The 21,702-nt window shown below is 44.9% G+C and carries 23 protein-coding genes; 10 read left to right on the top strand and 13 right to left on the bottom strand.

Annotated elements, in window-relative coordinates; translation table 11 throughout:
- Window positions 1–26: 26 nt before the first annotated feature.
- From gntK to AC58PV_RS20130, 5 genes are all read right to left on the bottom strand, one after another.
- Window positions 27–1,589 carry a gluconokinase gene (gene gntK / locus AC58PV_RS20110; protein ID WP_497434135.1) on the bottom strand — a complete coding sequence of 521 codons (1,563 nt, stop codon included), beginning with the start codon at window positions 1,587–1,589 and terminating at the stop codon, window positions 27–29.
- Window positions 1,586–2,857 carry a nickel pincer cofactor-dependent isomerase, group 22 gene (locus AC58PV_RS20115; protein WP_497434136.1) on the bottom strand — a complete coding sequence of 424 codons (1,272 nt, stop codon included), beginning with the start codon at window positions 2,855–2,857 and terminating at the stop codon, window positions 1,586–1,588. The genes gntK and AC58PV_RS20115 overlap by 4 nt, the downstream gene beginning before the upstream one ends.
- An 18-nt stretch (window positions 2,858–2,875) precedes the next feature.
- On the bottom strand, window positions 2,876–3,880 hold the full coding sequence (locus tag AC58PV_RS20120; protein ID WP_497434137.1) for a LacI family DNA-binding transcriptional regulator: 1,005 nt from the start codon (window positions 3,878–3,880) through the stop codon (window positions 2,876–2,878).
- A gap of 181 nt (window positions 3,881–4,061) precedes the next feature.
- A complete protein-coding gene (locus AC58PV_RS20125; RefSeq protein WP_056612513.1) occupies window positions 4,062–4,658 on the bottom strand; it encodes a YkzI domain-containing protein in 597 nt (198 codons plus the stop codon).
- Window positions 4,659–4,847: 189 nt separating this feature from the next.
- Window positions 4,848–5,078 carry a DUF6953 family protein gene (locus AC58PV_RS20130; protein WP_497434139.1) on the bottom strand — a complete coding sequence of 77 codons (231 nt, stop codon included), beginning with the start codon at window positions 5,076–5,078 and terminating at the stop codon, window positions 4,848–4,850.
- A 189-nt stretch (window positions 5,079–5,267) separates the two neighbouring features.
- Between AC58PV_RS20130 and AC58PV_RS20135 the strand changes: the two genes are divergently transcribed.
- Window positions 5,268–5,387, top strand: a complete 120-nt coding sequence (locus AC58PV_RS20135) for a YjcZ family sporulation protein (protein WP_082595333.1) — start codon at window positions 5,268–5,270, stop codon at window positions 5,385–5,387.
- 56 nt (window positions 5,388–5,443) lie between these two features.
- Here AC58PV_RS20135 and AC58PV_RS20140 read toward each other — a convergent pair whose 3' ends face one another.
- Genes AC58PV_RS20140 through AC58PV_RS20150 form a run of 3 tightly spaced genes read right to left on the bottom strand, consistent with a single transcriptional unit; the run spans window position 5,444 to window position 8,728 of the window.
- A complete protein-coding gene (locus AC58PV_RS20140; RefSeq protein WP_497434141.1) occupies window positions 5,444–6,604 on the bottom strand; it encodes an ABC transporter permease in 1,161 nt (386 codons plus the stop codon).
- Window positions 6,597–7,781, bottom strand: coding sequence for an ABC transporter permease (locus AC58PV_RS20145; protein WP_497434142.1), 1,185 nt, complete (start codon window positions 7,779–7,781; stop codon window positions 6,597–6,599). The genes AC58PV_RS20140 and AC58PV_RS20145 overlap by 8 nt, the downstream gene beginning before the upstream one ends.
- Window positions 7,782–7,792: 11 nt before the next feature.
- Window positions 7,793–8,728 (bottom strand): ABC transporter ATP-binding protein, encoded by a 936-nt coding sequence (locus AC58PV_RS20150; RefSeq protein ID WP_497434144.1) that lies wholly within the window; start codon window positions 8,726–8,728, stop codon window positions 7,793–7,795.
- A gap of 185 nt (window positions 8,729–8,913) precedes the next feature.
- Here AC58PV_RS20150 and AC58PV_RS20155 point away from each other — a divergent pair, with 185 nt between their 5' ends.
- Window positions 8,914–10,050 carry a sensor histidine kinase gene (locus tag AC58PV_RS20155; RefSeq protein WP_497434145.1) on the top strand — a complete coding sequence of 379 codons (1,137 nt, stop codon included), beginning with the start codon at window positions 8,914–8,916 and terminating at the stop codon, window positions 10,048–10,050.
- A gap of 15 nt (window positions 10,051–10,065) precedes the next feature.
- The gene (locus AC58PV_RS20160; RefSeq protein ID WP_497434146.1) at window positions 10,066–10,719 is read left to right on the top strand and encodes a response regulator transcription factor; all 654 of its coding nucleotides are present in this window, start codon (window positions 10,066–10,068) and stop codon (window positions 10,717–10,719) included.
- Between the two features lie 4 nt (window positions 10,720–10,723).
- Here the strand turns inward: AC58PV_RS20160 and AC58PV_RS20165 are convergent, their stop codons facing one another.
- Window positions 10,724–11,581: a stalk domain-containing protein gene (locus AC58PV_RS20165; RefSeq protein WP_497434148.1), complete on the bottom strand. Its 858-nt coding sequence runs from the start codon at window positions 11,579–11,581 to the stop codon at window positions 10,724–10,726.
- A 193-nt stretch (window positions 11,582–11,774) separates the two neighbouring features.
- Between AC58PV_RS20165 and AC58PV_RS20170 the strand changes: the two genes are divergently transcribed.
- From AC58PV_RS20170 to AC58PV_RS20190, 5 genes are all read left to right on the top strand, one after another.
- Window positions 11,775–12,413: a DUF1054 domain-containing protein gene (locus AC58PV_RS20170; RefSeq protein WP_497434150.1), complete on the top strand. Its 639-nt coding sequence runs from the start codon at window positions 11,775–11,777 to the stop codon at window positions 12,411–12,413.
- A gap of 111 nt (window positions 12,414–12,524) precedes the next feature.
- Entirely contained in the window at window positions 12,525–13,211 is a 687-nt protein-coding gene (locus AC58PV_RS20175; RefSeq protein ID WP_497434151.1) for a hypothetical protein, read from the top strand.
- Window positions 13,212–13,382: 171 nt separating this feature from the next.
- Complete coding sequence (locus AC58PV_RS20180; protein ID WP_497434153.1) at window positions 13,383–14,111, top strand: ABC transporter ATP-binding protein; 729 nt, start codon at window positions 13,383–13,385, stop codon at window positions 14,109–14,111.
- Entirely contained in the window at window positions 14,108–15,139 is a 1,032-nt protein-coding gene (locus AC58PV_RS20185; RefSeq protein WP_497434154.1) for an ABC transporter permease, read from the top strand. The genes AC58PV_RS20180 and AC58PV_RS20185 overlap by 4 nt, the downstream gene beginning before the upstream one ends.
- Before the next feature lie 38 nt (window positions 15,140–15,177).
- Window positions 15,178–15,834: a TetR/AcrR family transcriptional regulator gene (locus tag AC58PV_RS20190; protein WP_497434155.1), complete on the top strand. Its 657-nt coding sequence runs from the start codon at window positions 15,178–15,180 to the stop codon at window positions 15,832–15,834.
- Window positions 15,835–15,965: 131 nt separating this feature from the next.
- Here AC58PV_RS20190 and AC58PV_RS20195 read toward each other — a convergent pair whose 3' ends face one another.
- On the bottom strand, window positions 15,966–17,135 hold the full coding sequence (locus AC58PV_RS20195) for an MFS transporter (RefSeq protein ID WP_497434156.1): 1,170 nt from the start codon (window positions 17,133–17,135) through the stop codon (window positions 15,966–15,968).
- 33 nt (window positions 17,136–17,168) lie between these two features.
- On the bottom strand, window positions 17,169–18,425 hold the full coding sequence (locus AC58PV_RS20200; RefSeq protein WP_497434157.1) for an MFS transporter: 1,257 nt from the start codon (window positions 18,423–18,425) through the stop codon (window positions 17,169–17,171).
- Between the two features lie 172 nt (window positions 18,426–18,597).
- On the opposite strand from AC58PV_RS20200, the gene AC58PV_RS20205 reads away from it, so the two are divergent.
- Window positions 18,598–20,067 (top strand): aminotransferase class I/II-fold pyridoxal phosphate-dependent enzyme, encoded by a 1,470-nt coding sequence (locus tag AC58PV_RS20205; protein WP_497434159.1) that lies wholly within the window; start codon window positions 18,598–18,600, stop codon window positions 20,065–20,067.
- An 85-nt stretch (window positions 20,068–20,152) separates the two neighbouring features.
- Window positions 20,153–20,572 carry a DUF1885 family protein gene (locus AC58PV_RS20210; protein ID WP_497434160.1) on the top strand — a complete coding sequence of 140 codons (420 nt, stop codon included), beginning with the start codon at window positions 20,153–20,155 and terminating at the stop codon, window positions 20,570–20,572.
- 61 nt (window positions 20,573–20,633) lie between these two features.
- On the opposite strand, the gene AC58PV_RS20215 is transcribed toward AC58PV_RS20210, so the two are convergent.
- Both AC58PV_RS20215 and AC58PV_RS20220 read right to left on the bottom strand, forming a co-directional pair.
- A complete protein-coding gene (locus AC58PV_RS20215) occupies window positions 20,634–20,948 on the bottom strand; it encodes a DUF1292 domain-containing protein (protein ID WP_056612546.1) in 315 nt (104 codons plus the stop codon).
- A 90-nt stretch (window positions 20,949–21,038) separates the two neighbouring features.
- A complete protein-coding gene (locus AC58PV_RS20220; RefSeq protein WP_497434162.1) occupies window positions 21,039–21,656 on the bottom strand; it encodes a stalk domain-containing protein in 618 nt (205 codons plus the stop codon).
- Between the last annotated feature and the right edge of the window lie 46 nt (window positions 21,657–21,702).

Consider the following 21,702-nt stretch of genomic DNA (forward strand, 5'->3'; position numbering starts at 1 on the left):
AATACTAGTGTTTGGTCTCAAATACATTATGATTGAGGACTCCGTAGGTGCTGACTTTGAAAAGCGGTAATCGCGTCGAATTGATCTTTTAACTGATGATATACGCTCGTATAAATAGATGTCAATTGTTGATATACGCGATAATCGTTTTCATTCACCTCGTGAGCCTGTCCTACCCCGATCCATTTGTGCGCATGCGATAAATCGTCAATCTCTCCCATAGCAAGTAAACCAAGCAAAGCTGCACCAATTCCCGAGCCCTCAATGGAGTCTGGAACGGTTACGGCTGTACCAAGCATATCGGTCATCATCTGACGCCAGAACTCCGACCGAGCGAAGCCGCCTGATGCTCGAATCACAGTTGCAGGTCCCATCATTCGTTCTAATGACGTGGCAACGGCTTGAATGGAGAACATGACGCCTTCCAATGCAGCACGAATCATATGCTTCTTCTGATGACTAAGCGATAGACCGAAATAAACGCCGCGTGCATTCGCATTCCAATAAGGAGCACGTTCGCCCGATAGCAAAGGCAAGAATAGCAAGCCATCAGAGCCAGCACCCACTTCAGCAGCAAGTGCAGTCAAGTGATCGTATGGATCCATGCCCATGCGGCGAGCTTCCTCGGCTTCTGCTGTCGCGATCTGATCTCTCACCCAACGGAAGACGATCCCCCCATTGTTAATCGGCCCGCCAACGACCCAGAAGTTCTCCGTTAACGCGTAACAGAACAACTTACCTTCGGGATCCGTTTGCGGCTTGTTGACGACACTGCGAACTGCTCCGCTCGTGCCGATCGTAACCGCGACAACACCAGGCTCGAAGGCGCCTACGCCAAGGTTGGCAAGTACGCCATCAGAAGCGCCGACAATAAATGGCGTTTCCGTGGACAAGCCCATTACAGCGGCATACGCCGCGCTCATACCTTGTACACGATGTGTGGTAGGCACAAGCGTAGAGAGCTGTTTCGGCGTTACGCCTGCATAGTCAAGTGCCCCGCCATCCCAATCCAATTGCTCGAGATTGAACAAGCCAGTGGCACTTGCTAGCGAGTGGTCAATCATAAATTGACCAAACAGCTTGGCAAACACATACTCTTTAATTCCTATAAATTTATGTGTAAGTTGAACAAGCGCTGGTTCATGTTCTCCGAACCACTTCAATTTCAAAAGTGGTGACATCGGATGAATCGGTGTGCCTGTTCTGGCATAAATCTGTTGGCCAAGTCCACTCTGTTTCAAATCCTCCGCATATTTCGCGGCACGATTGTCTGCCCATGTAATACATTGGGTTAATGGCTTATTATGCTCATCCACTGCGATTATGCTATGCATCGCTGAGCTGAACGATACGCAAAGGACTTGTTCAGGCGAAATGTTCTGCTTACGAACAACGGCGCCAATCCCCTGTACCACCGCATCAAAGATTTGATCAGGATCCTGTTCAGCTCGATCTGCGGCAGGTGTGAATAATGGATATTCGATCGAATGGGAGGCAAGTACCTGGCCATCCCGATTGATGACCAGTGTTTTAGTGCTCGTGGTACCAATATCAGCCGCAATGATATAGGGCTTCTGACTTTCGGTCATGTGCGAAGATTCCCCTCTGCATTAAATAATAAATCATAAGGCTCTGATAAAATTTCGATATCCGGATGCTGACGAGCAGCGTCAAGGAGGTTCACCGAAATTTCAATTTCACCGAGGTGAAGTGTATCTTGGATGCGAACAAGCTTACAAGTCGTGTAATCCAAAATATTACACGTTTTCACAGCTGCTTTGATCGCATAGAAATCATTTTCTAGCGTAGTCGCAATTTTCGTTGGTGCACATACCGTCGATGTTAATCCGTTGGCATAGGTGAATTCTAGATTTGTTTTGTCAACCAAACGTTGTGTTGTAAAATCAGCTGTCCCCACGCCATTGGCATTACCTTTGGTTTCGTGTGTCAAATCAAGAACAACCATCTTCGACACTTCCGGTCCGCCATGTGCATAAGGGGTAGGATAACGCCCTGTCACGTTGGGATCCATGCCATCCCCGCTAATATTTTTACCGATATAATCAATGACAAGGACATCGATTTCATCGAATAAAATTTTGGGCAAACGAGATTTCGCTTCCACAAGCAGAAGCTCCTCACGCGCCTCAATCTCAGCCGCAGGCAATACTTCAACCTGACAAGTCTCGTCGTAAGCATTCTCCACAAGCGCTACTCCGAATACGATCGGCAGCTTCTCAATCATCAAATTCGCCATCGCTGGCACATTCTCAGCCATGTATTTAAAGCCGAGCTGATGGCAAGCTTCCGCACCTTTTTGTTTACCAAGACCAATTGCGATCATCTTCATGATGCCGCTCTCAATGCGTCCGCGGAAAGCTGTATGCGGTTTAACACGGTTGATCACGACAATGGCATCTGCTTCAGATGCAATGCGATCCACATACACAGGCAAACCGTTAGGCAGCTGATCAATTTGAACAACTTCCATGGAAGAACGAATCGGTGCCCCCATCGTTTCTTCGGTAATACCGAAGTGCTGAAGCACCTCAGTCTGACCATCTGCCGTCGCCCCGCCATGGCTTCCCATGCAAGGAACGATAAATGGATGTGCACCTCTTGCCTTAATCGCATCCAAGGTTGTCTTCGTGAAGCCTGCGATATTCGCAATCCCTCTGCTTCCTACAGCAACAGCGACCTGCTGTCCAGGAAGAATGCTAGGCATAACCCCGCTGCTTTCCAACTTATCTGCTAGCTCCTGCAGAGGATTGTCCAAGATCGTACGATCGAACTTCTGGCGAATTTTGACCATTTGTGGAATCGGAATATCATTTAACAGCTCTCGTAAAACACTCATCGATTTCTCCCACTTTCCTTATGCATGTATTGGTTGCACGGATTCTCGAACAATTAACTCTGTTCGCAAGAGCACTTGCTCCGTTTCATTCAATTTGTTCTCTATATTACCTAGAAGCCGCAATGCGCCCTCTTCGCTAATTTGTTCGATCGGCCTGCGCACTGTTGTTAAGGCAGGAGTCACATAAGCCGCGAAAACAGTATCGTCAAACCCGACGACAGATATGTCTTTAGGAACTTGTAAACCTGCTTCAAAAACAGCTTTAATGGCTCCTAATGCCATCTCATCATTGCAGCAAAAAACCGCTGTTGGTCTTTCTTGGAGGCTCAAAAATTGCCGCATGGCTTTATGACCGCTTTCCAAATCATAAAGACCTGGCATTCGGAACGAATCTGGAATGGTAATCCCATAATGATCCATTGCGCGTTCAAAGCCATCCTTGCGATTCTGTGCCGATTTAAACCCCTTACGTCCCTCGATTAGCGCGATTTTCTTATGTCCTTGATTGACAAGGAAAGATCCTGCATGGAAAGCACCTTGCTCTTCATCAGAGAGGACATTCAGAACACCAGGGGTGTCCACGGGCCGATTCAATACGACGAGCGGAATTCCTTTGTTCGCAATATGTTCAATGATGGGCCCATCATCATCACTTTGACTAACAATAATGATGCCGTCAAAGCTCTTCTTGGTGATGGAATGAAAGCTCGTGTAATCATCAATGCCTTTGACAATCAATTGGTAGCGATCTCGAATTACCGAGTTAACCCCTCGAATGGCCTCATAGAAGAAACCAGCGGAAGTTCCATTGCTTAGTGTGGTAAAGAATAGCCCCAAGTTATACGAACGATCCAGCACTAAACTTTTCGCATTATAATTCGGCGTGTAATCCAGCTGTTCAGCGATGATGCGAATGCGCTCCTTCGTCTCCTCTTGGATGAGCGGACTGTTGTTCAACGCTCTGGAAACTGTCGTGTGGGAAACACCCGCGAGCTTCGCAATATCCTTAATAGTTGCGCTCATACATTCACCTCAGATAGAAGCATATCACATCTATGCACACGTTAACAATAGTCTTTTCGCAAGACAAAAAAAACTCCCTTCCCAGAGAGTGCATCACCTATTTTATTGCTTATAAACACACAAAAGAGAGTCCCGTATACGTTCATACAGGCTCTCTTTCATCCCAGCACACTATTCATTCTCACATCTCCAATAGAAGCATTTCTTGTCTCAACTCGATCAATTTCACTTTACTTTCCATCGCGGCCTTGGTATCCCCTGATGACAGTGCATCTTGCAACGTCGCTAACTCGTAATCAAGCTCCATGCGCAGAATTGGGATGCGTTCGTCTGTTCTCTTCGATCTTAGTGCTTGCATGACTTCTTCTACGGTCACAGCAGGCTCCTTCTGATACAGCACCTTATGTTCGATTCCGCTAATCTCCACCATGCGGATGATTTCCCCGAACATAATATTCTCAATGAGAATTTGCCGATCCTTAAATCTTTTAACTACGGCATGACCTCGCGTATCGCCAATCAGCTTCTCCATCATTTCAGCAAGCTTCTCATCTTTGAATGAATAATTGCCAACAATCTTATACTTCTCGCCAATTCGTTCGAATTTCAGCTTAATCAACTTGCGTCCAGTACGAATAGAAATGATAAACTGAAGTTCACTTTCATTCCAGTAGAGCGAGTAGCCTTCTTGGATGAGTGCTTTAATGAAGTTCCGGATTAGCCGGCGATCAAATCGTAACTCTAGGTTGCAATATTCCACTTCATGACTCTTACTCACGGCAATCCCCTCCATAATTGGCCCAAACCATTTATTTAAATATTCAGACAACTTGTGTTCTTACAGTTATCTTATTATGAATTCTATGTTTTAGCAACTTGGATTATGGATATTTTTTTAAAAGAAAGCGCACAAAAAAGCCGATGCCTGTTTGCCATCAGCTACAGCCCATGCCACGCCAACCTATGATTAATGCCAGCCCCAAAAAAATCCATCGCGTTCCCACGCTGCCCTACCGCCATGCAATTTCTTGAAGATTTTCTTAACCTCTTTGGAAATAGCTTGATTGCCATTGTCGTTCACATAAATAAAGGATTCCCCAAAATTCGCAAGAATATAGTCCACGGCCTCCTTTTGATACAAGATCCCTGCCGATTTCAGCTCATTCAACATCCACTCTGCAACTTCATTCGCCGTCATACGCCAACCCTTCTCCCTTCCTTGTCCATTCGATCAGTATACCATATAACCATGCAAAATCCGCACCTGACTACGGACACGAGCACAATCATTGCAAAAGTCGTACTTAGCCCATTCCATCTCCCCCCTTGCTCCATATGCTATGTCGAAAGTCAATGAAGAGGTCTTACAACAGAGAGGGTGAATGAAATGGGTTATGGCGTAGCAGGTGTAGGTGGCGTTGGCTGTGGCGGCGGATATGGATCTTCTGCAGCAATTTTGGTTCTTTTCATCTTGTTGGTTATTATCACTAGCGCTTTTGTAATCTAATACTTCACAGATATCAAAGGGCAGCCCTGCACGTCAGGAGCTGCCCTTTGAGTTCATTAACCTGCATCAGACTCCATCGGCTTGAGAATAGCTGAGCCAATGCTCATCAAGATAAGCCCGAATAAGGCCAAGATCCCCATATGCATCCACATGTGTGATAAAGGTTGACCAGCTGACATTCGCTCGATTGCATCGAGCGCCCACTTTTGCGGAACAAAGTTGGCGAGCTTTTGCATCCAATCCGGCATGAGACCAATCGGCCAAAAGCATCCACCGAGCATACAGGTTGGCGTGACAAGGAGTGAGTTAATCACGTTCATATTGGTTGCATTTTTGACCATACTTGCTACAGTACTAGCAATTCCCATGCTCGCTAGCAAGAAGAATTCTAAAATTATTAACTGAGGCAGGAATGGGAGGCCATACTCATAACCAGCTGCGTATCTCGTAATGATGAGAATAACAAGCACTTGAAGCGTGCCTACAATAAAGCTGCCCAAGAAATTCCCTGCTACAATTTCAATTGCCCGTACTGGCGCTGTGTACGTTCTTGCCATGGTGCGAAATCGTCGATCTTCCAAAACGAGGGACACCGTACTATTGATTAAACTCATCATAAAGATCAGCATAAAGCCAATGACAATATGCATGTTGGGATTGGTATACATATGCAAATCCGTGATGTCAGGACTAATTTGGTGCTTTTGCATATTTGCTATTGTTTGCAGCGTGTGCTCTCGTAAATTAGCCCCTGTCAGTCCTTGAAGTCTATATGTGGAAATCGTATCTTGATACCTGGATAAGATCCCATCTAGACTTATTTGGAGCGTAACCGTTGCTTCATTCGTGTTCAATTGATACATGTCAAGCTGCGGTGGAGTTCCTCCTGCGAATAACTTTTCACTTAAATCTGCAGGAAGGATGAAGGCACCTGTGACCTTCTGTTTAATAACATCGCTTTTCAACTCAGCTTCAGATGCTGCCGATATGAATCGGTAATCAGGATATGCACCTAATTCTTGTATGATCTGTGTACCTATCGTACCTTGGTCTAAATTGAGATAGGCGATTTCTGCTCGATTCTCACTTTGTTTACCAAGAACTGCAATAATCAGTGAAACCGCGGCAGCTGGAATAATCAAGTACATAAGCAATCCTTTTCTTTGAAAAAGAGACCGGCGAAGCATATTGAGAGCGATCACAAAGCTATTATTCATGATATCCCCCTCTTCGGTACACAAGAAATGCAAGCAGTGACAAGCCCATCGCCATACAACCAATAATCAATAGGTGATGACCTACTACCGCAGCTTCGCTTCCGAGCATGAGTTGAAACATGCTTTGCATCCCCCAATAGTTTAGTGTGAATGAACCCAGTTGCTTCAAAAATCCGTCTGGAAGTTGTGTAAAGCCTCCACTTAAGAACGTCATGATGAGAATAACCATTTGGAATGTTGTTGCAATGGTTTTATCCGACTTGGACAGTAGCATAATCAGGATAGCCAAGCTCATAGAAGCGACAATGATACATAAGCAAATGAGAAACAATGTAAGTAATTGAGAACCCCAATCGACACCATAGATAAGCTTTGTCGCTCCAATGATGACTGCGACCTGACCGATGCACAGAAACATATTCCCACCAATTTTGCCCAGTAAAACTTGATAATCATGAATAGGCATACCATTTAAGCGTGATAGCGTGTGATTCACCTTTTCACTCTGTAGGCTGAAAGCAGTAATCATTCCCGAATACAATAAAAACATGACGAGAATCGATGCCGAATAATATTGCATGGCGGTGTAGGTGTTATTTGCTCCCGTTAAATAGCCTACATGCACCAGTGAAGGGGTTCCAGTAGCAGTTTGTGTTGTCATTCCTCCGATTAGTTTGGGAGGCTCCACAGTAGTTGTACGAGCCGTCATCCCCATGGCCTGAATCTGATTCACTTTATCGAAGTATGTGCGAAATACCATTTGTGCTGTTAGATTTTGCAAAGCATCATAACCTAGGATCATCTCCCACTGAGCTGCCTTCCCTTCCTGCACGAGAAGACTGAATTCACTCGGGACGATGACTGCAAATTCTGACTCTCTATCTTTCAACCGCTTAATAGCTTCTTCACGCGATGCAACTGTATGGATGATGACGTGCTTTTGAGTCTCTGGCGATTCCAAAAAGCTTTGAAAACCTTCACGTAAGCCGCCTGTATCGAATTGAACAATATCAACCTTGACGGGCTGTAGAACTTTATCTTCAACCTTAAATACCCCCGATAGTGCTGACCCTAGAATAAAAATAAGCAGCAATGGCATTAAGAATTGAATCAACAGCACATGGCGCGTCCGCAGCTTTCTTATGATTTCGTACTTAGCAATGGTCCATATTGGCATGTGAATCCCCCCTAGTCTCGCAAGGTTCTTCCGGTCAAGGACAGGAACAAGGCCTCTAGATCAGGCTCCACCTGAGTGAGCGATTGAATCTTAACCTGATGTTTAGACAAAATAAAGAGGATATCTTGCAAATAACTTTGCGACGCTTTTACGATCAGTTCGAGCGATTGTTCACTCACATTTAACTGTTTAGTCAAGGGATGCTCTCTCAACTCATTAACGGCATGATCGGTAAGGTTCGTAATTTGAAGCACAATTTTATTATCTTGCGAGACTTGATCGCGCAGTTCATCTTGTGTTCCACAAGCGATGAGACGACCATGATCCATGATGCCAACTCTCGTTGAAAGTGCTGAAACCTCTTCCATATAATGGGAAGTGTAAATAATTGTTGAGCCCATGCGATTCAATTCTCTTACGGATTCAAGAATATGATTGCGCGATTGAGGATCGATTCCTACGGTTGGTTCATCCATAATAATGAGCTTCGGATGATGCATGATCGCACAAGCAATATTTAGCCTTCGCTTCATGCCACCTGAAAATGAACTGGGCTTATCACTCGCACGGTCTAGAAGACCCACAAATGCTAAAGATTCCTCCACTCGTTCCTTAAGCAGCTTTCCTCTCAGCCCATAAAGTTTAGCGAAGAATGTAACGTTCTCCCGAGCTGTTAAGTTCTCATAAATCGCTAAATCTTGGGGAACGAGCCCCAAATTACGTTTAACTTCCATCGGGAATTTAATAACGGATTTGCCACCTACCAGGATATCGCCTTGATCAATTTTCAGCAGCCCGCTCAGCATGTTAATCGTTGTACTCTTACCCGCTCCATTAGGTCCTAGCAAGCCAAAAACTTCACCTTCACGAATCGTCAGATTCAGATGATCGACTGAAATACGATCGTCATATTTCTTAACTACTTGCTTCAATTGAACAAAACTCATCTATTCTCTCCCTTTCTTCCCTGCACTGATTATTGTCATTGTACGCTATTGCGAGTATACCGACAGGTAGAAGAAGTCATTAAACAATGTGACGAAAGTCACCTTCTTTTTGCTAAGAAAATGGTTATCCAATGAATAGGCGTATGATATACTTTCTTTACTAAGGTAAAGGATGCGGATTCCAATTGAAAAACCAACTTATATTCACACGTTATCTTCTCATACTCGTACCTGCGATCGCTTCCATGTATCTGGAAACCTATACCTCCTATGACACTTATGCCCTCTTCGTACTCCTATTCATCGGGCTGATTGAAATCAGGCGAACCCTTTTTCCGAATACGGGGTGGATGCTATTTCTCGAAATCGGCAGTACAGGCTGGATGAGCTATCACTATGAAGGCGTTTGGTTTATTTCATTCTTCTCAACCTTATTGACGTATGTACCCCAGCTGAATCGGCAACAACAATTAGGTGCACTTCTGTTCCAGCTTATCGCCCTTAATTTCTCCTTGCATCATCAACCAGCTGTGAATTACACCATCGCCAATGTTATGTTTACCACTCTCGCTATCCTTTCTTTCCAACTTCAGCATATGAAAAGAAGTAAAGATGAAGTCGAGCTCCTCTATGATCATCTCCGAAAACAGCACTATGCATTAGACGAAGACCGCCTACAATTAATGGATTATGCCCGCAAAGTCGAGAATATCGCCCAAACGGAAGAACGCAACCGCATTTCACACGATCTGCATGACGATTTAGGCCATAAGTTAATCCGGCTCAAGATGATGATGGAAGCCGCACTCACCATCCTTCCCTCTCAACCAAACAAAGGTACCGAAATGCTGCGTTCTGTTCGCGATCAACTCGGAGAAAGCATGGAACTTCTTCGTTCTACTGTTCGTCGTTTGAAGCCCAATGAGCATTCGCTGCAAAGTTATTCCTTGGGTACATTAATTGCGGGGCTAACGCGAGAGAACGCGATTGACATTACTCTTGACATCCAAGGAATGCCCTATGAGTTGTATCCTAGCCTTGAATTCATCCTTTACCGAAATGCGCAAGAAGCAATCTCAAATGCCATTCGTCATGGCGCTGCTACGTCCGTTCAGATCACCTTACAGTACGATGCCAATCAAGTGACCATGGGAGTCTCCAATAATGGCACAACACATTATGATCCTACGGTTAAAGGGGTAGGTTTATCTGGTATGGAAGAACGACTCAAAGTGATCGGCGGGCAATTATTTATCTCAAATGAAGAGAATTTTACGGTAACAACGGTATTACCAGCTTTTCGAAACAATGGAACAAAGTAAAGGGGGTTTCTGTCAATGATTCACGTACTTATCGCCGATGACGATCCATTCATTCGCGAAAGCTTGCAATTAATAATTGGGCTCGATCCTGAAATCACGGTTGTTGGCACTTGCACGAATGGAAATGAAGCTTTCACGACAATTCAGAATGGGACACAAGTAGATGTCGTTCTTATGGATATCCGAATGCCCCTTTGTGATGGCGTACAGGGCACTAAACTTATCAAGGAAGCGCATCCCCAAATCGCGATCCTCATTCTGACTACTTTCGATGATGATACTTATATCATTCAAGCGTTACGTAATGGTGCCAGCGGCTATTTATTAAAAAATATTTCCCCAGATCATATCATTCAAGGCATTAAGACGGTGAAGCAAGGAAATTTGCTTATTCATCCCGATATCGCTAAGAAACTAACGAGTTTCATTCAAGAAAGTCCGTCCAAGTCAGATGCGTCCAGCTCACCAATTGATGGTTACGGCTTGACTGCGAGTGAGCAGACGATTATTACGAAAATCTCCGATGGCCTTTCAAATAAAGAAATCGCCCAGGAACTATTCCTGAGCGAAGGTACGGTGAAGAACTATGTTACTGAAATTTTGAGTAAATTGAATCTCCGAGACCGTACGCAAATTGCTATCTTTTACCTAAAAAGAACGCAAAATTAAAAGGTTAATTTACAACTTTACCTGCCTCTATGTCTTCCACGGAAGTACTTGCGACTAAATAATCCGAAATTTCATTGTTATAGTTAGTAAAAGGAGTTAACTTAATCGTCGTTTGGAAGAAATGGCCATTATTATTCAGCAAGTAGTTATAGGTGTTTTCTTCAGGTAACTTATCAATAATGACTGGATTCCATGAGTAACTAACTTTATCTACGACGAAATAACGGTAAGATTCAACATAGCTTTTCAACGCCTTTAATTTCAGTGTATCCGTCTCACCTGACACAACTAGGTTCTCAAACCTGGAATAGGACATTTGTGGGGGCACGTTCCCCCATACATTTTTTAGTTCAGATTCACTAACATATAGCTGGCCCGTAAACTTTTCTTTGGCCTTGCGTAAACCATCCGTCCGAATTCCCATGCGTTCAATATCACTAAGTCGATAATATGTTTGATCTGTGTTATTCATTAAGACAGAGTAGGTTGCTCCCTGGTAGTCCATATATTGTGCAAAAGGGTATTGCAGAATAATCTCCGTGTAATTCGCTTCGTTTCCTTCCGTCGGCTGATTCGAATTCACGCGTGGAACGACATAAATCGTTTTGGTATTTTCCTCCCAATTTACGACAGCGCCTAAATGACCAGCCAATTCCTTAACAGGCAAATAACTTGAATTATTATAAATTAAAGGCGGATTCGCGAGTTGAACAGCTTGACCATTCACGACAACTTTATAATCGCTCCTGAGATACGCATCGACACGTTGAAGTACATCTTGGGCATACACACCTGCACCAAAGCAAGTGCCCATCAGTGTTCCGACGATTGCAACTTTTGACCATTTCGGCATCTTCTTCATTTCAATTCCTCCTGTACCTTTCCTACGCTCGTTACTTTAACTCTTTCGACAGCTACCTTAATTTACCTCCTTCTTTCGACAAAATCGAACTTTAAGCCTATACGATATCGTCGAAAAGATGCGATTTATTGCGAGATATTGAAAATTACTTTAGAATAGTTGGAAAATAGGATTGAAATGAGGACCTTATACCATGAGTTTTACTGGATTTACACAACATGATTTTGATACCTTCACTATAGAAGGATTAGATGGTCGTATGGCCGCCATTCGCGAGCGAATACAGCCGAAATTCAAAGCGCTTGGCGATACGCTAACAGCCGGATTATCCGTGAAGTCTGGAACCGAAATGTTCCTTCATATTGCTCAACATCTGCGTCGTAAAATTAACCCGCCTGTCGATACCTGGATGGCCATCTGCCCGAATAAACGCGGTTATAAGCAAGTGCCTCACTTCCAGGTTGGTCTATTCGATGATCGTGTTTTCATCTGGCTTGCTCTCATTTATGAACTGCCGAATAAAGGCAACATCGCTACGACATACATGAACAACTTGAAGCAGATTCAAGCCGAAATTCCAACAGACTTCCAACTTTCCTTTGATCATATGAAAAAAGATACAATTCCCGTGTCTGAGCTTGACACCACCGGTTGGAACGAAGCCCTCTCTCGCTTCCGCGATGTCAAAAAAGCAGAGCTGCTCATCGGTAGAAACCTCCGTTTCGATGACCCTGTGTTAGCAAATCCCGATCAGTTGGAGCAACTAATCGCGGAAACTTTCGAGAAGCTGCTTCCGCTATACCAACTTGCAGTCGATACACCTTCGCTCTAATTTCATGAAATATTTATGTAAAATTAAGGTTGTTTTCAACTAAAACTAGGCTTTCCTGCGCAGACTAAATCCTGTAATTCCCAATACACAGGAAAGGAGGCCTCGATTCCCTTGGAACCAACAAACATAAGGAAACTGCTCATCAGCTCCATCGCGCTCACCTGTATCTTGGGTGGAAGCCTTGCCGCTGTCGCGGTTGCACAAACGCCTGATGCCGAAGAACAGCCAACACTTACATGGCAACAAGCAGACGAAGCAGGCCAAAGTGGACACCATCAACGGAAATGGCCGATCATTGAAGAATCCGCAACGATTATCGGTGTCGACAAAGAAGTTCTCTTCAAATCCCTGAAGAGCGGGAAAAGCATTGTAGAGGTCGCCGCTGAAAAAGGCATCTCCGAAGCTGATCTAACAGCCAAACTGCAACAACTACGGACGACGAAGATTGAAACTGCTGTCAAAGATGGTAAGCTGACTTCCGATCAAGGCGATCATATGAAGCAGAAGCTTGGCGAGCATCTTAAGTTCATTCTCAATGAGAAGAACTTGCTGGCTCACCACCCGGGACACGGCAAGCATAAGTTCGGTCTAAAGCCAGACACCGAGAAGCTTGCAAAATCGCTAGGCATGAGTAAAGACGAACTCCGTTCGCAGCTGCATGCAGGTAAGTCTTTGACCGAAATTGCCCAAGCAAAAGGTATCTCCAAAGACAAGCTAGTGGTATCGATTAAAGATCAATTAACACCTTCCATTGAGAAGTGGGTTGATCACAAAATGGAACCAAAAGCGAAGAAATAACTTTAAGTATGAAAAGGAGGCATTCTGCGGAATGCCTTTTTGTTATGCAACTAAATTTTGAAAAATGAGTGATTACTCACTTTTCAAAGGCATAAGTTTATCGTATGATGGGTTTAGCGTAAAAAAGTGAGTGATTACTCACTCTAAAACTATTTGAAAGAGGTGCAGGTCATGATCTCCCCCCTATCGATTCAAGTGCAAGGTGTCAGCAAGCAATTTGGTGAGAAAACGGTACTGAAGAACATTACACTTGCCGTGCCTCGTGCGCAGATTTTTGGACTGTTGGGGCCTTCCGGTTCAGGTAAAACGACACTTGTCCGCATGATCGCGGGCATCGATGCCCCCACATCCGGTCAGGTGACCGTCCTTGGCCAGAAGATGCCACAGCTAGCCATGCTCTCCCAAATCGGCTATATGGCACAATCAGATGCCCTATATACGGAGTTGACAGCGCAGGAAAACCTAGCATTCTTCGCAGCCTTATATGGTCTCAAGGGAGCCAAATGTAAGCAGCGTATCCAGGCTGTCATGGAGCTCGTTGATTTGAGCGATCACATTAAGAAGCAAGTCAGCAACTACTCAGGAGGTATGAAACGACGCTTATCGCTTGCTATTTCCCTGCTTCATGAACCTAGCATTCTTATTCTCGATGAACCCACTGTAGGGATTGACCCTGTTCTGCGTAAATCGATTTGGCAGGAGCTTACGAATCTGAGCCTGAACGGAACGACGATTCTTCTAACCACACATGTGATGGATGAAGCCGACAAATGTCATCAACTCGGTATGATACGAGATGGCAGTCTCACCGCTGTAGGCACGCCTGAGGAATTGAAACAGGCCACTTCTTCCTCCACGATTGAAGAAGCATTCTTAGTTTATGGAGGTGCTCACGCATGAGAATTCGTGCTATTGTCATCCGCATTCTTCGCCAATTTTTCCATGATAAACGAACACTCATGATGATGCTTGTAGCTCCAATGCTTATTTTGTTCATGATGTCGTTAGTATTCAATGGCAATACCTATGTGCCCAAACTTGGCGCTGTGAATGTCCCTACCCCACTTATACAGAAATTGCAAGAGTTGAACGCAGAGATTACCGTATACACAGCCGAAGAAGCGCAGACAGAACTGAACAATGTTCACTTGGACGCTGTTCTCGTCATGAATGGCACAATACCGCAGCTTACCCTGGAAGGGAGCGATCCTAGCAAGAACAAAGCGGTTCTCTTCTTGTTGCAAAAGGCGTTGCAGAGCGCAGCCCCGACCGGCACTGCAACAGCAGTTACGCCGACTATTACGTATTTACACGGTGGAGCTGATATGGCCGCATTTGATAATTTCGGACCGGTATTGATTGGGTTTTTCGTTTTCTTTTTCGTTTTCCTTTTGTCTGGCGTATCTTTTCTAAGAGAACGAACAGGTGGAACCTTGGAACGTCTGCTCGCTACCCCATTGCGTCGATGGGAAATCGTTGTCGGGTACATCCTCGGATTTGGGATCTTCACCACCTTGCAAGCTACACTAATTGCTTGGTTTGCTACGAGCGTCCTCGGCCTAATGATGGTAGGTTCCTTCTGGTATGTGCTCTTGATCACGCTACTATTGGCCCTGTCTGCGCTCTCCTTAGGCACACTGATTTCTGCTTTTGCGAACAACGAATTCCAAATGATTCAGTTTATTCCGCTCATCATTGTGCCACAAGTTTTCTTCTCCGGCTTGTTCAGCTTAGACACGATGTCTGTTTACCTACGCTGGATTGGTCATGCGATGCCGCTCTATTACGGTGCAGACGCTCTGCGGAATATTATGATTCGCGGCGCAGGATGGGATCGCATTTGGCTTGATGTTCTTGTTCTAGCCTCTTTTACCCTAGTCTTTATGATCTTGAATATTGTGGCATTAAAGAAGCATCGTAAGATATAATGAATGGATATTTATGAAGAGATAACGAGGTGAATGCAATGTCCGATATCGAGCCATGGTTAACTGAACTGCTGCGTCTGAACGACGAAGAAGAGAAAATGACCGATAAACAGATTAAGATTGTTCAAGCGGCTGTGGAGATTTTCTCAGAGAAAGGTTTTGCAGGCTCCTCTACAAGCGAAATCGCTCAGAAAGCTGGCGTTGCCGAAGGCACAATTTTTCGCCATTACAAAACAAAAAAAGAGCTGCTCCTCTCGATCGTAGCCCCGATGATGACCAAGCTCATTGCGCCATTCGCGGTTAAAGATTTCACGAAAGTGTTGGAAGCTGACTATCCAACTGTGGAACAATTCCTACGCGCCATTACCGTGAATCGCTTAGAATTTGCTCGCAAGCACTTTCCAATCATCAAAATCTTCATGCATGAAATCCCATTCCACAACGAGCTTCGCGAACAATTTAAAGAAACGGTAGCCGTATTAGTTCTAGAGAAAGCATATAAAGCAATTCGCCATTTCCAGAAGCAGGGTCAGCTCATTGATCTCCCTGAACCCACGGCAATGCGGTTGATCGTTTCCACGATAATGGGATTTCTCATTACCCGGTTTCTGCTTGTGCCTGATTCCGAGTGGGATGAAGAGAAAGAAATCGACTATACGATTAAGTTTATTTTGTACGGTCTTTCTCCGCGATAGAAGCTGGGACGGCGTAAGATCGCGCGCAGGGCGCTGTAAGTCGATTTTTTCGACTTAGGGGGGCGCCAGCGCAAACCAAAAAGCTGCCCATCCCTCTCCTACTGGAGAAAGGGATGGGCAGCTTTTCTGCGCTAAACCGCGCGCTGCGCGCTGGCTTGGCGGTCAACCATAATAAAGCGCTGCAGCAGCAAGATTGCAGCTAGGCAAAGCACGCCGCCGATGATGAACGGCAGCGAGTGAGCGATCGCGAACACCGCTCCGCCAAGGAGCGGGCCCGCAATGCGGCCCAGGCTGTCCATGGAGGAGCTGAGCCCTGTCGCGACGCCTTGGCCAACCTTCGTACGCTGCGTAATCAGCGACGTCACACACGGTCTGATCAGCGCGTTACCCGCGCCGAAGACCGATAAATATATCGCAGCGGTTACGACGCTGCTGGAGTACAGCAGCAGGAAGAAGCCGGCTGCTGAGAGCAGTAACCCGATGCCGATGACGAACTGTTCGGCACCTTGTTTCACTAGGCGGCGTACAACGCCGCCCTGGATTAAAGCACCGACGATGCCGCTCGCGAGGAACATCATGCCGATATCAAACGGCGTGGCGCCGATTTTGTCCATTTGATAATACTGAAGCGTTGCTTCAAGTCCTGCCAACGTGAACGATACGAAGAAAGACAGTACGTACAAATACTTCGAAGCCCCATCGAAAGCAGTCCAGCGCGAAGGTGCTTTTTCTTTGGATGATCTGCGCTTGTCCGACGTTAAAGACTCTTTAAGAATCGCAGCCGCGAGAAGGAACGAAGCGAATGAAATGGCAGCAGCTACGAAGAACGGCGTATAAGTTCCCCATTTGCTAACAATCCCACCAAGTGCTGGCCCAAAGATAAATCCTAGCCCAATCGACATTCCTACCATGCCCATCCCTTTAGTCCGATTCTCAGCAGTTGTAATATCTGCAACATATGCTACAGCACATGCTGTCGCCGCTCCTGAGAATAAGCCGCCTAAAATGCGGGATACATACATGATCCATAATTGATCATTAGCAAATCCGAAAATCAAGAAGCTCACACTAAAGCCTAGAAGTCCGACTAGAATAATCGGTCTACGACCAACACGATCTGATAAGCCTCCCCAGATGGGAGACATCAAGAAGGAAGCTGCAGAGTACACCGACAAGAGGACGGCATTATGAAACTTTGCTCCTGCGCCAGTCACGACTTCTGGCAACACGGGAATGATAATTCCGAAACCTATAAAGATCGTCATCAACAACAACATGATGACTCCAATCTGTTTATTCATGATGCATTAAGCCTCCAAACCAATTCTTTTTCCTTATCGTACCATACCTTTTTTGGGGATGGAAATGAACATTTGAAGAACAAGCAACAGGATCAATACGAATCCACTCGTCAGGAACGGTGCATGATAGCCATATACATCCCATAGTTTCCCTGACACGATAGGACCAACAATCATCCCACAACCTTCAATTGTGAGGAAAAACCCCCAAACTGCCCCTCTTTTCTCCGGCGGGATGGCAGAAGCAATCAACGCATTCCAAGAGGGAATAATGAATGCATAGCCCACACCAAGCAGACCCACTAAGACGTACAGCATACTCATGGATTTCACGTAAGTGAAGAGTAATAAAGCTGCTGCACTAAGCGAAAACCCGATTAGCAGAAATGGGCGAATCCCTAAACGGTCTACCATTTTGCCCATTGGAACTAGAAAAATGACGGTAACCGCCCCACCTGCGACCAAAAAAAGACTGTATTGAAAAGAAGATAGCATCAATACTTCTTTGGCATAGAGCGTTAGAATCGGCGTTAATATCCCTAGCGCAAATGTCTGGGCAAACATGGCCGGAAACATCAGCGGACTCATCGACATGGATCTCCGAACTTCGCTTAGATAGGTAGATACACGCTGCATCCTAGATGTCTTATGTATTTGCTCCGACGTTTGGACAACCATCTGCTCTTCTAATTTCACATTTACCTTCTGTTTACGAGGAAGCATGAGCGCGACTAACACAACTAACGTCATGCATCCAATAAGCAGCTTAAATGCAAACGCATAGTTATTTTCACCAACGAAGAAGTTAATCACCACAGGTCCAAGCCCTACCCCAGACAACCAGGCCATATATACGACGCTCATAATCGTCGCTTTGCCCTCATCCCCTGCTACTTCAGTCGTTCCTGTTATCACACAAGGCCATAGTGGGGCCGTCCCAAATCCAAGGAACGCACAACCAACAATCATCCATACGTATTCGGTTGAGATCGCCATGATAATAACGGAAAGGAAAGTTAACAACACGCCTGTTAACATTGTCACACGGTAGCCAAGACGATCAATAATCCAACCCACAGGTGTACGTAATACATTATCGCCAATATATTGAGCGGCTAATGACCAACCTATAACAAATGCTGATGCACCGAGCGATGTCGTCATATAAACTGGCAAAACGGTTATGAGCAAGGCTCCTTTTACAAATTCTACGACAAACATAATAATTAACAATTCCATCACAAATGGTGAGAATAAGCGATTCTCTCGCCATTTTCGCATCCAAATCATCGGTTTTCTCCTTTTATTGAGCTATTTATACATCTTCGTGTTAGTTTGGCCTCATTTTGTGCAAACTATTTTGAAAAAATTAACTTGCATCATAGCTCTAGTTTGATATACTCATTTTGTTTGTTGCAACTTTTGGACAGACAATCCACGATAGAAGGGAAGCGATAATCAGGTGGATCATACCCGTACACCCCTGTTCTCTGCATTGCTTGCGCATGCGGAAAGAAATCCAATTCAGTTTCACATTCCTGGCCATAAAAAAGGAGTCGGCATGGACCCGGAGTTTCGCGCTTTCATCGGCGATAATGCACTGTCCATCGACCTCATCAATATAGCACCGCTAGATGATCTTCATCAGCCAATGGGCGTTATTGAAGAAGCTCAGAAGCTGGCAGCGCACGCATTTGGCGCGGATCACACGTTCTTCTCTGTGCAAGGCACGAGCGGAGCGATTATGACCATGATTATGACCGTTTGTTCCGAAGGCGATAAAATTATCGTGCCGCGGAATGTCCATAAATCCGTACTAGCCGCGATTATTTTCGTTGGAGCCAAACCGGTATTCATCCAACCTGCTCGCGATAAAAATCTAGGGATTGATCACGGCATTCCGACTCGTTCTGTGCGCCGTGCACTTGAAAAGCATCCGGATGCCAAAGCCGTGCTAGTCATTAATCCTACGTATTATGGTGTATGTACGAACCTCAAGGAAATCGTAGATCTCGTTCACAGCTACAATATGCCTGTTCTAGTTGATGAAGCGCACGGTGTGCTTATTCATTTCCATGAGAAGCTGCCGATGTCTGCTATGGAAGCTGGAGCTGATATGGCTGCTACGAGTGTACATAAGCTTGGTGGTTCCATGACGCAAAGCTCTGTCCTCAATGTCAAAGGAAATCGCGTGAATCCGAAACGTATTCAGACGATCATTTCGATGCTGACGACGACGTCGACTTCGTATATTTTACTAGGTTCATTAGATACATCCCGTCGTCACCTCGCTCTCAATGGTCGTGAGATGGCAGAACGCACCATTCAGCTTGCTCATTATGCACGCAAACAAATCAACGAGATTCCGAACCTCTATTGTTTCGGAGAAGAGATTCTCGGGGATGAGGCTACATACGCCTATGATCCTACCAAAATCTGCGTACATGTCCGTAAACTAGGAGTTACTGGTTTCGAAGTAGAGAACTGGCTGCGTGAACATTACAATATCGAAGTCGAGATGAGTGACATGTACAATATCCTCTGTCTCTTCACGCCAGGTGATACATCAGAGAATGTAGAGATACTACTTACAGCTCTGCGTGAGTTATCACACATCAATGATGATGTTGCAGAAGTGAAAGAAGTTGTGATCAAGGTCCCTGCAATTCCACAACTGACGTTGACACCACGTGATGCTTTCTACGGAGAAACGGAAATTCTGCCATTCAAAGACTCGGCGGATCGGATCATTGCTGAATTCATCTATGTTTACCCGCCTGGTATTCCGATTTTGCTTCCTGGTGAAGTTATTACCCAAGAACTGATCGATTATATCGTTGAGCATGTAGAAGTCGGATTGCCAGTCAAAGGGCCAGAAGATCGCAGTGTCCAACAGGTCAAAGTAATCGTAGAAACACAAGCCATTTTCTAAGCGTCCTACCCTAAGGGATATATTGTAAAACCGTTTACATGATGCTATGATATGGGTGATGTTTTGCGAATGAGGTGATCAAGGAATGGCTCAAAGCGCTTATATTAAATTCGTAACAGGATCCGCTGTTGCTGCACTTACCCTTGATGAGATTAAGGACAAGCTGCTGCATTATCGCGATCAACTTAGCCAAACAGCCAAGCAACTTGGTTGGGAGTATGACGAAGCCGGATTCCCTTATACGATTGAGACGAAGCCCGAAGGCGAAGGCAAGTGGTTTTATCTGAAAGGCACCAACGCATTATATCATACAATCGTAGTTGGGGTCGGTTCTGAACAAATCCAGGAGCAAGAGCGTCAATTCGTGCAATTCGTATTGCCCGACAATGCCACACATGGTGACAAGAGCAAGGGCAATGAATTCTGCAAATATTTGGGCAAACTTCTGAAAGCTGAACTTCATCTATTTAACGGTAGAGTCATGTATTTCAATCCTAGAAAATGAATGAACACAAACAGAAACCCCCTAACAGATCACTCTGCTAGGGGGTTCTTATGTATAGCTCTTATTCTTCGCCTTCTTGAGCCACGATTTCATTGTAAATCGTTACTACACGTTCCCACTCTTCTTCATCTTCAATGTTAACAAGGAACGCATCTTCGTCCTCTTCTTCAACACGGAAAATCACACCGTCTGCTTCTGGATCATTACGATCTAGTAAAACAGCATAAGCTTGCTCCTGAGATTGGAAGGTATATACCATGACCATTTCATGTTCTACACCGTTCTCGTCCGTAACGATAAAAACGTCTTCCCCTTGCTCGTCGTGATCGTGGTCACAGTCTGGGCCGTGCACATGATCATGCTTCTCATCGCTCACAGGCAGAACCTCATTTCATTAAGTAATAAGTTACTTAAATATCCTAACATTTTCATATTAAGAGGTCAAACCAGATAATCCCTGCTCGCCTTATTCCGATTGAATTTGTTTTTCCGAAACGACGGAATACTCGCTGCTTCCATTTTGCTGCATAGCAAATTTAACAACGTATGTACCCGCTTCATCGAATGATACGCCATAGACAGGAACCTTCAACCAGAACGATTCTTTGGAATCGGCGATCGATTTATCAACAGGTGTGATCACACTTTTTCCACTTGGCGAAATAATAGATACGCGAACGGAGTTGATACCTGTTTTCAAGTTGTCTACTTGTGCGAATACGATAAAGTCTGCTTGTTTGCCACGCTCAACAACGCCGAAAGGAACGATTGCAGAATCTTTCCGAACTTCCGTTGTAAAGAACATATGTACATTGGGCTTGAACAAATAAGCTGTTTTGCTCGCATCATCCCATCTGAGCAAGGACTGTAATGCGTCACTCATTGCACGTAACGGAAGTACCGTCTTGCCATCCACAATAAGCGGCGGCACATCGGAATCTGCGAATTCTTTCGTTTGATTGTTAACGACTAATCTAGCAATACTATACCCTTTATAATCCCCCCATATCGATGAGGCTACTGCCGCAGCCGTACTCAAAACAAAGAACACAACCATCAACGTAAAAATGCGCTGAACTTTCATCTTTTTAACCTCCAACCTCGTTAGTCGTCTATATGTCTGCATCTAT

It is taken from the genome of Paenibacillus sp. J22FR83 (genome assembly GCF_059691955.1).

Excerpts from the sequence above, each read along its gene's own strand:
- gntK (WP_497434135.1), bottom strand. The coding sequence starts at position 1,589 with ATGACCGAAAGTCAGAAGCCCTATATCATTGCGGCTGATATTGGTACC.
- AC58PV_RS20115 (WP_497434136.1), bottom strand. The coding sequence starts at position 2,857 with ATGAGTGTTTTACGAGAGCTGTTAAATGATATTCCGATTCCACAAATG.
- AC58PV_RS20120 (WP_497434137.1), bottom strand. The coding sequence starts at position 3,880 with ATGAGCGCAACTATTAAGGATATTGCGAAGCTCGCGGGTGTTTCCCAC.
- AC58PV_RS20130 (WP_497434139.1), bottom strand. The coding sequence starts at position 5,078 with ATGACGGCGAATGAAGTTGCAGAGTGGATGTTGAATGAGCTGAAATCG.
- AC58PV_RS20135 (WP_082595333.1), top strand. The coding sequence starts at position 5,268 with ATGGGTTATGGCGTAGCAGGTGTAGGTGGCGTTGGCTGTGGCGGCGGA.
- AC58PV_RS20140 (WP_497434141.1), bottom strand. The coding sequence starts at position 6,604 with ATGAATAATAGCTTTGTGATCGCTCTCAATATGCTTCGCCGGTCTCTT.
- AC58PV_RS20145 (WP_497434142.1), bottom strand. The coding sequence starts at position 7,781 with ATGCCAATATGGACCATTGCTAAGTACGAAATCATAAGAAAGCTGCGG.
- AC58PV_RS20150 (WP_497434144.1), bottom strand. The coding sequence starts at position 8,728 with ATGAGTTTTGTTCAATTGAAGCAAGTAGTTAAGAAATATGACGATCGT.
- AC58PV_RS20160 (WP_497434146.1), top strand. The coding sequence starts at position 10,066 with ATGATTCACGTACTTATCGCCGATGACGATCCATTCATTCGCGAAAGC.
- AC58PV_RS20165 (WP_497434148.1), bottom strand. The coding sequence starts at position 11,581 with ATGAAGAAGATGCCGAAATGGTCAAAAGTTGCAATCGTCGGAACACTG.
- AC58PV_RS20170 (WP_497434150.1), top strand. The coding sequence starts at position 11,775 with ATGAGTTTTACTGGATTTACACAACATGATTTTGATACCTTCACTATA.
- AC58PV_RS20180 (WP_497434153.1), top strand. The coding sequence starts at position 13,383 with ATGATCTCCCCCCTATCGATTCAAGTGCAAGGTGTCAGCAAGCAATTT.
- AC58PV_RS20185 (WP_497434154.1), top strand. The coding sequence starts at position 14,108 with ATGAGAATTCGTGCTATTGTCATCCGCATTCTTCGCCAATTTTTCCAT.
- AC58PV_RS20190 (WP_497434155.1), top strand. The coding sequence starts at position 15,178 with ATGTCCGATATCGAGCCATGGTTAACTGAACTGCTGCGTCTGAACGAC.
- AC58PV_RS20195 (WP_497434156.1), bottom strand. The coding sequence starts at position 17,135 with ATGAATAAACAGATTGGAGTCATCATGTTGTTGTTGATGACGATCTTT.
- AC58PV_RS20200 (WP_497434157.1), bottom strand. The coding sequence starts at position 18,425 with ATGATTTGGATGCGAAAATGGCGAGAGAATCGCTTATTCTCACCATTT.
- AC58PV_RS20210 (WP_497434160.1), top strand. The coding sequence starts at position 20,153 with ATGGCTCAAAGCGCTTATATTAAATTCGTAACAGGATCCGCTGTTGCT.
- AC58PV_RS20220 (WP_497434162.1), bottom strand. The coding sequence starts at position 21,656 with ATGAAAGTTCAGCGCATTTTTACGTTGATGGTTGTGTTCTTTGTTTTG.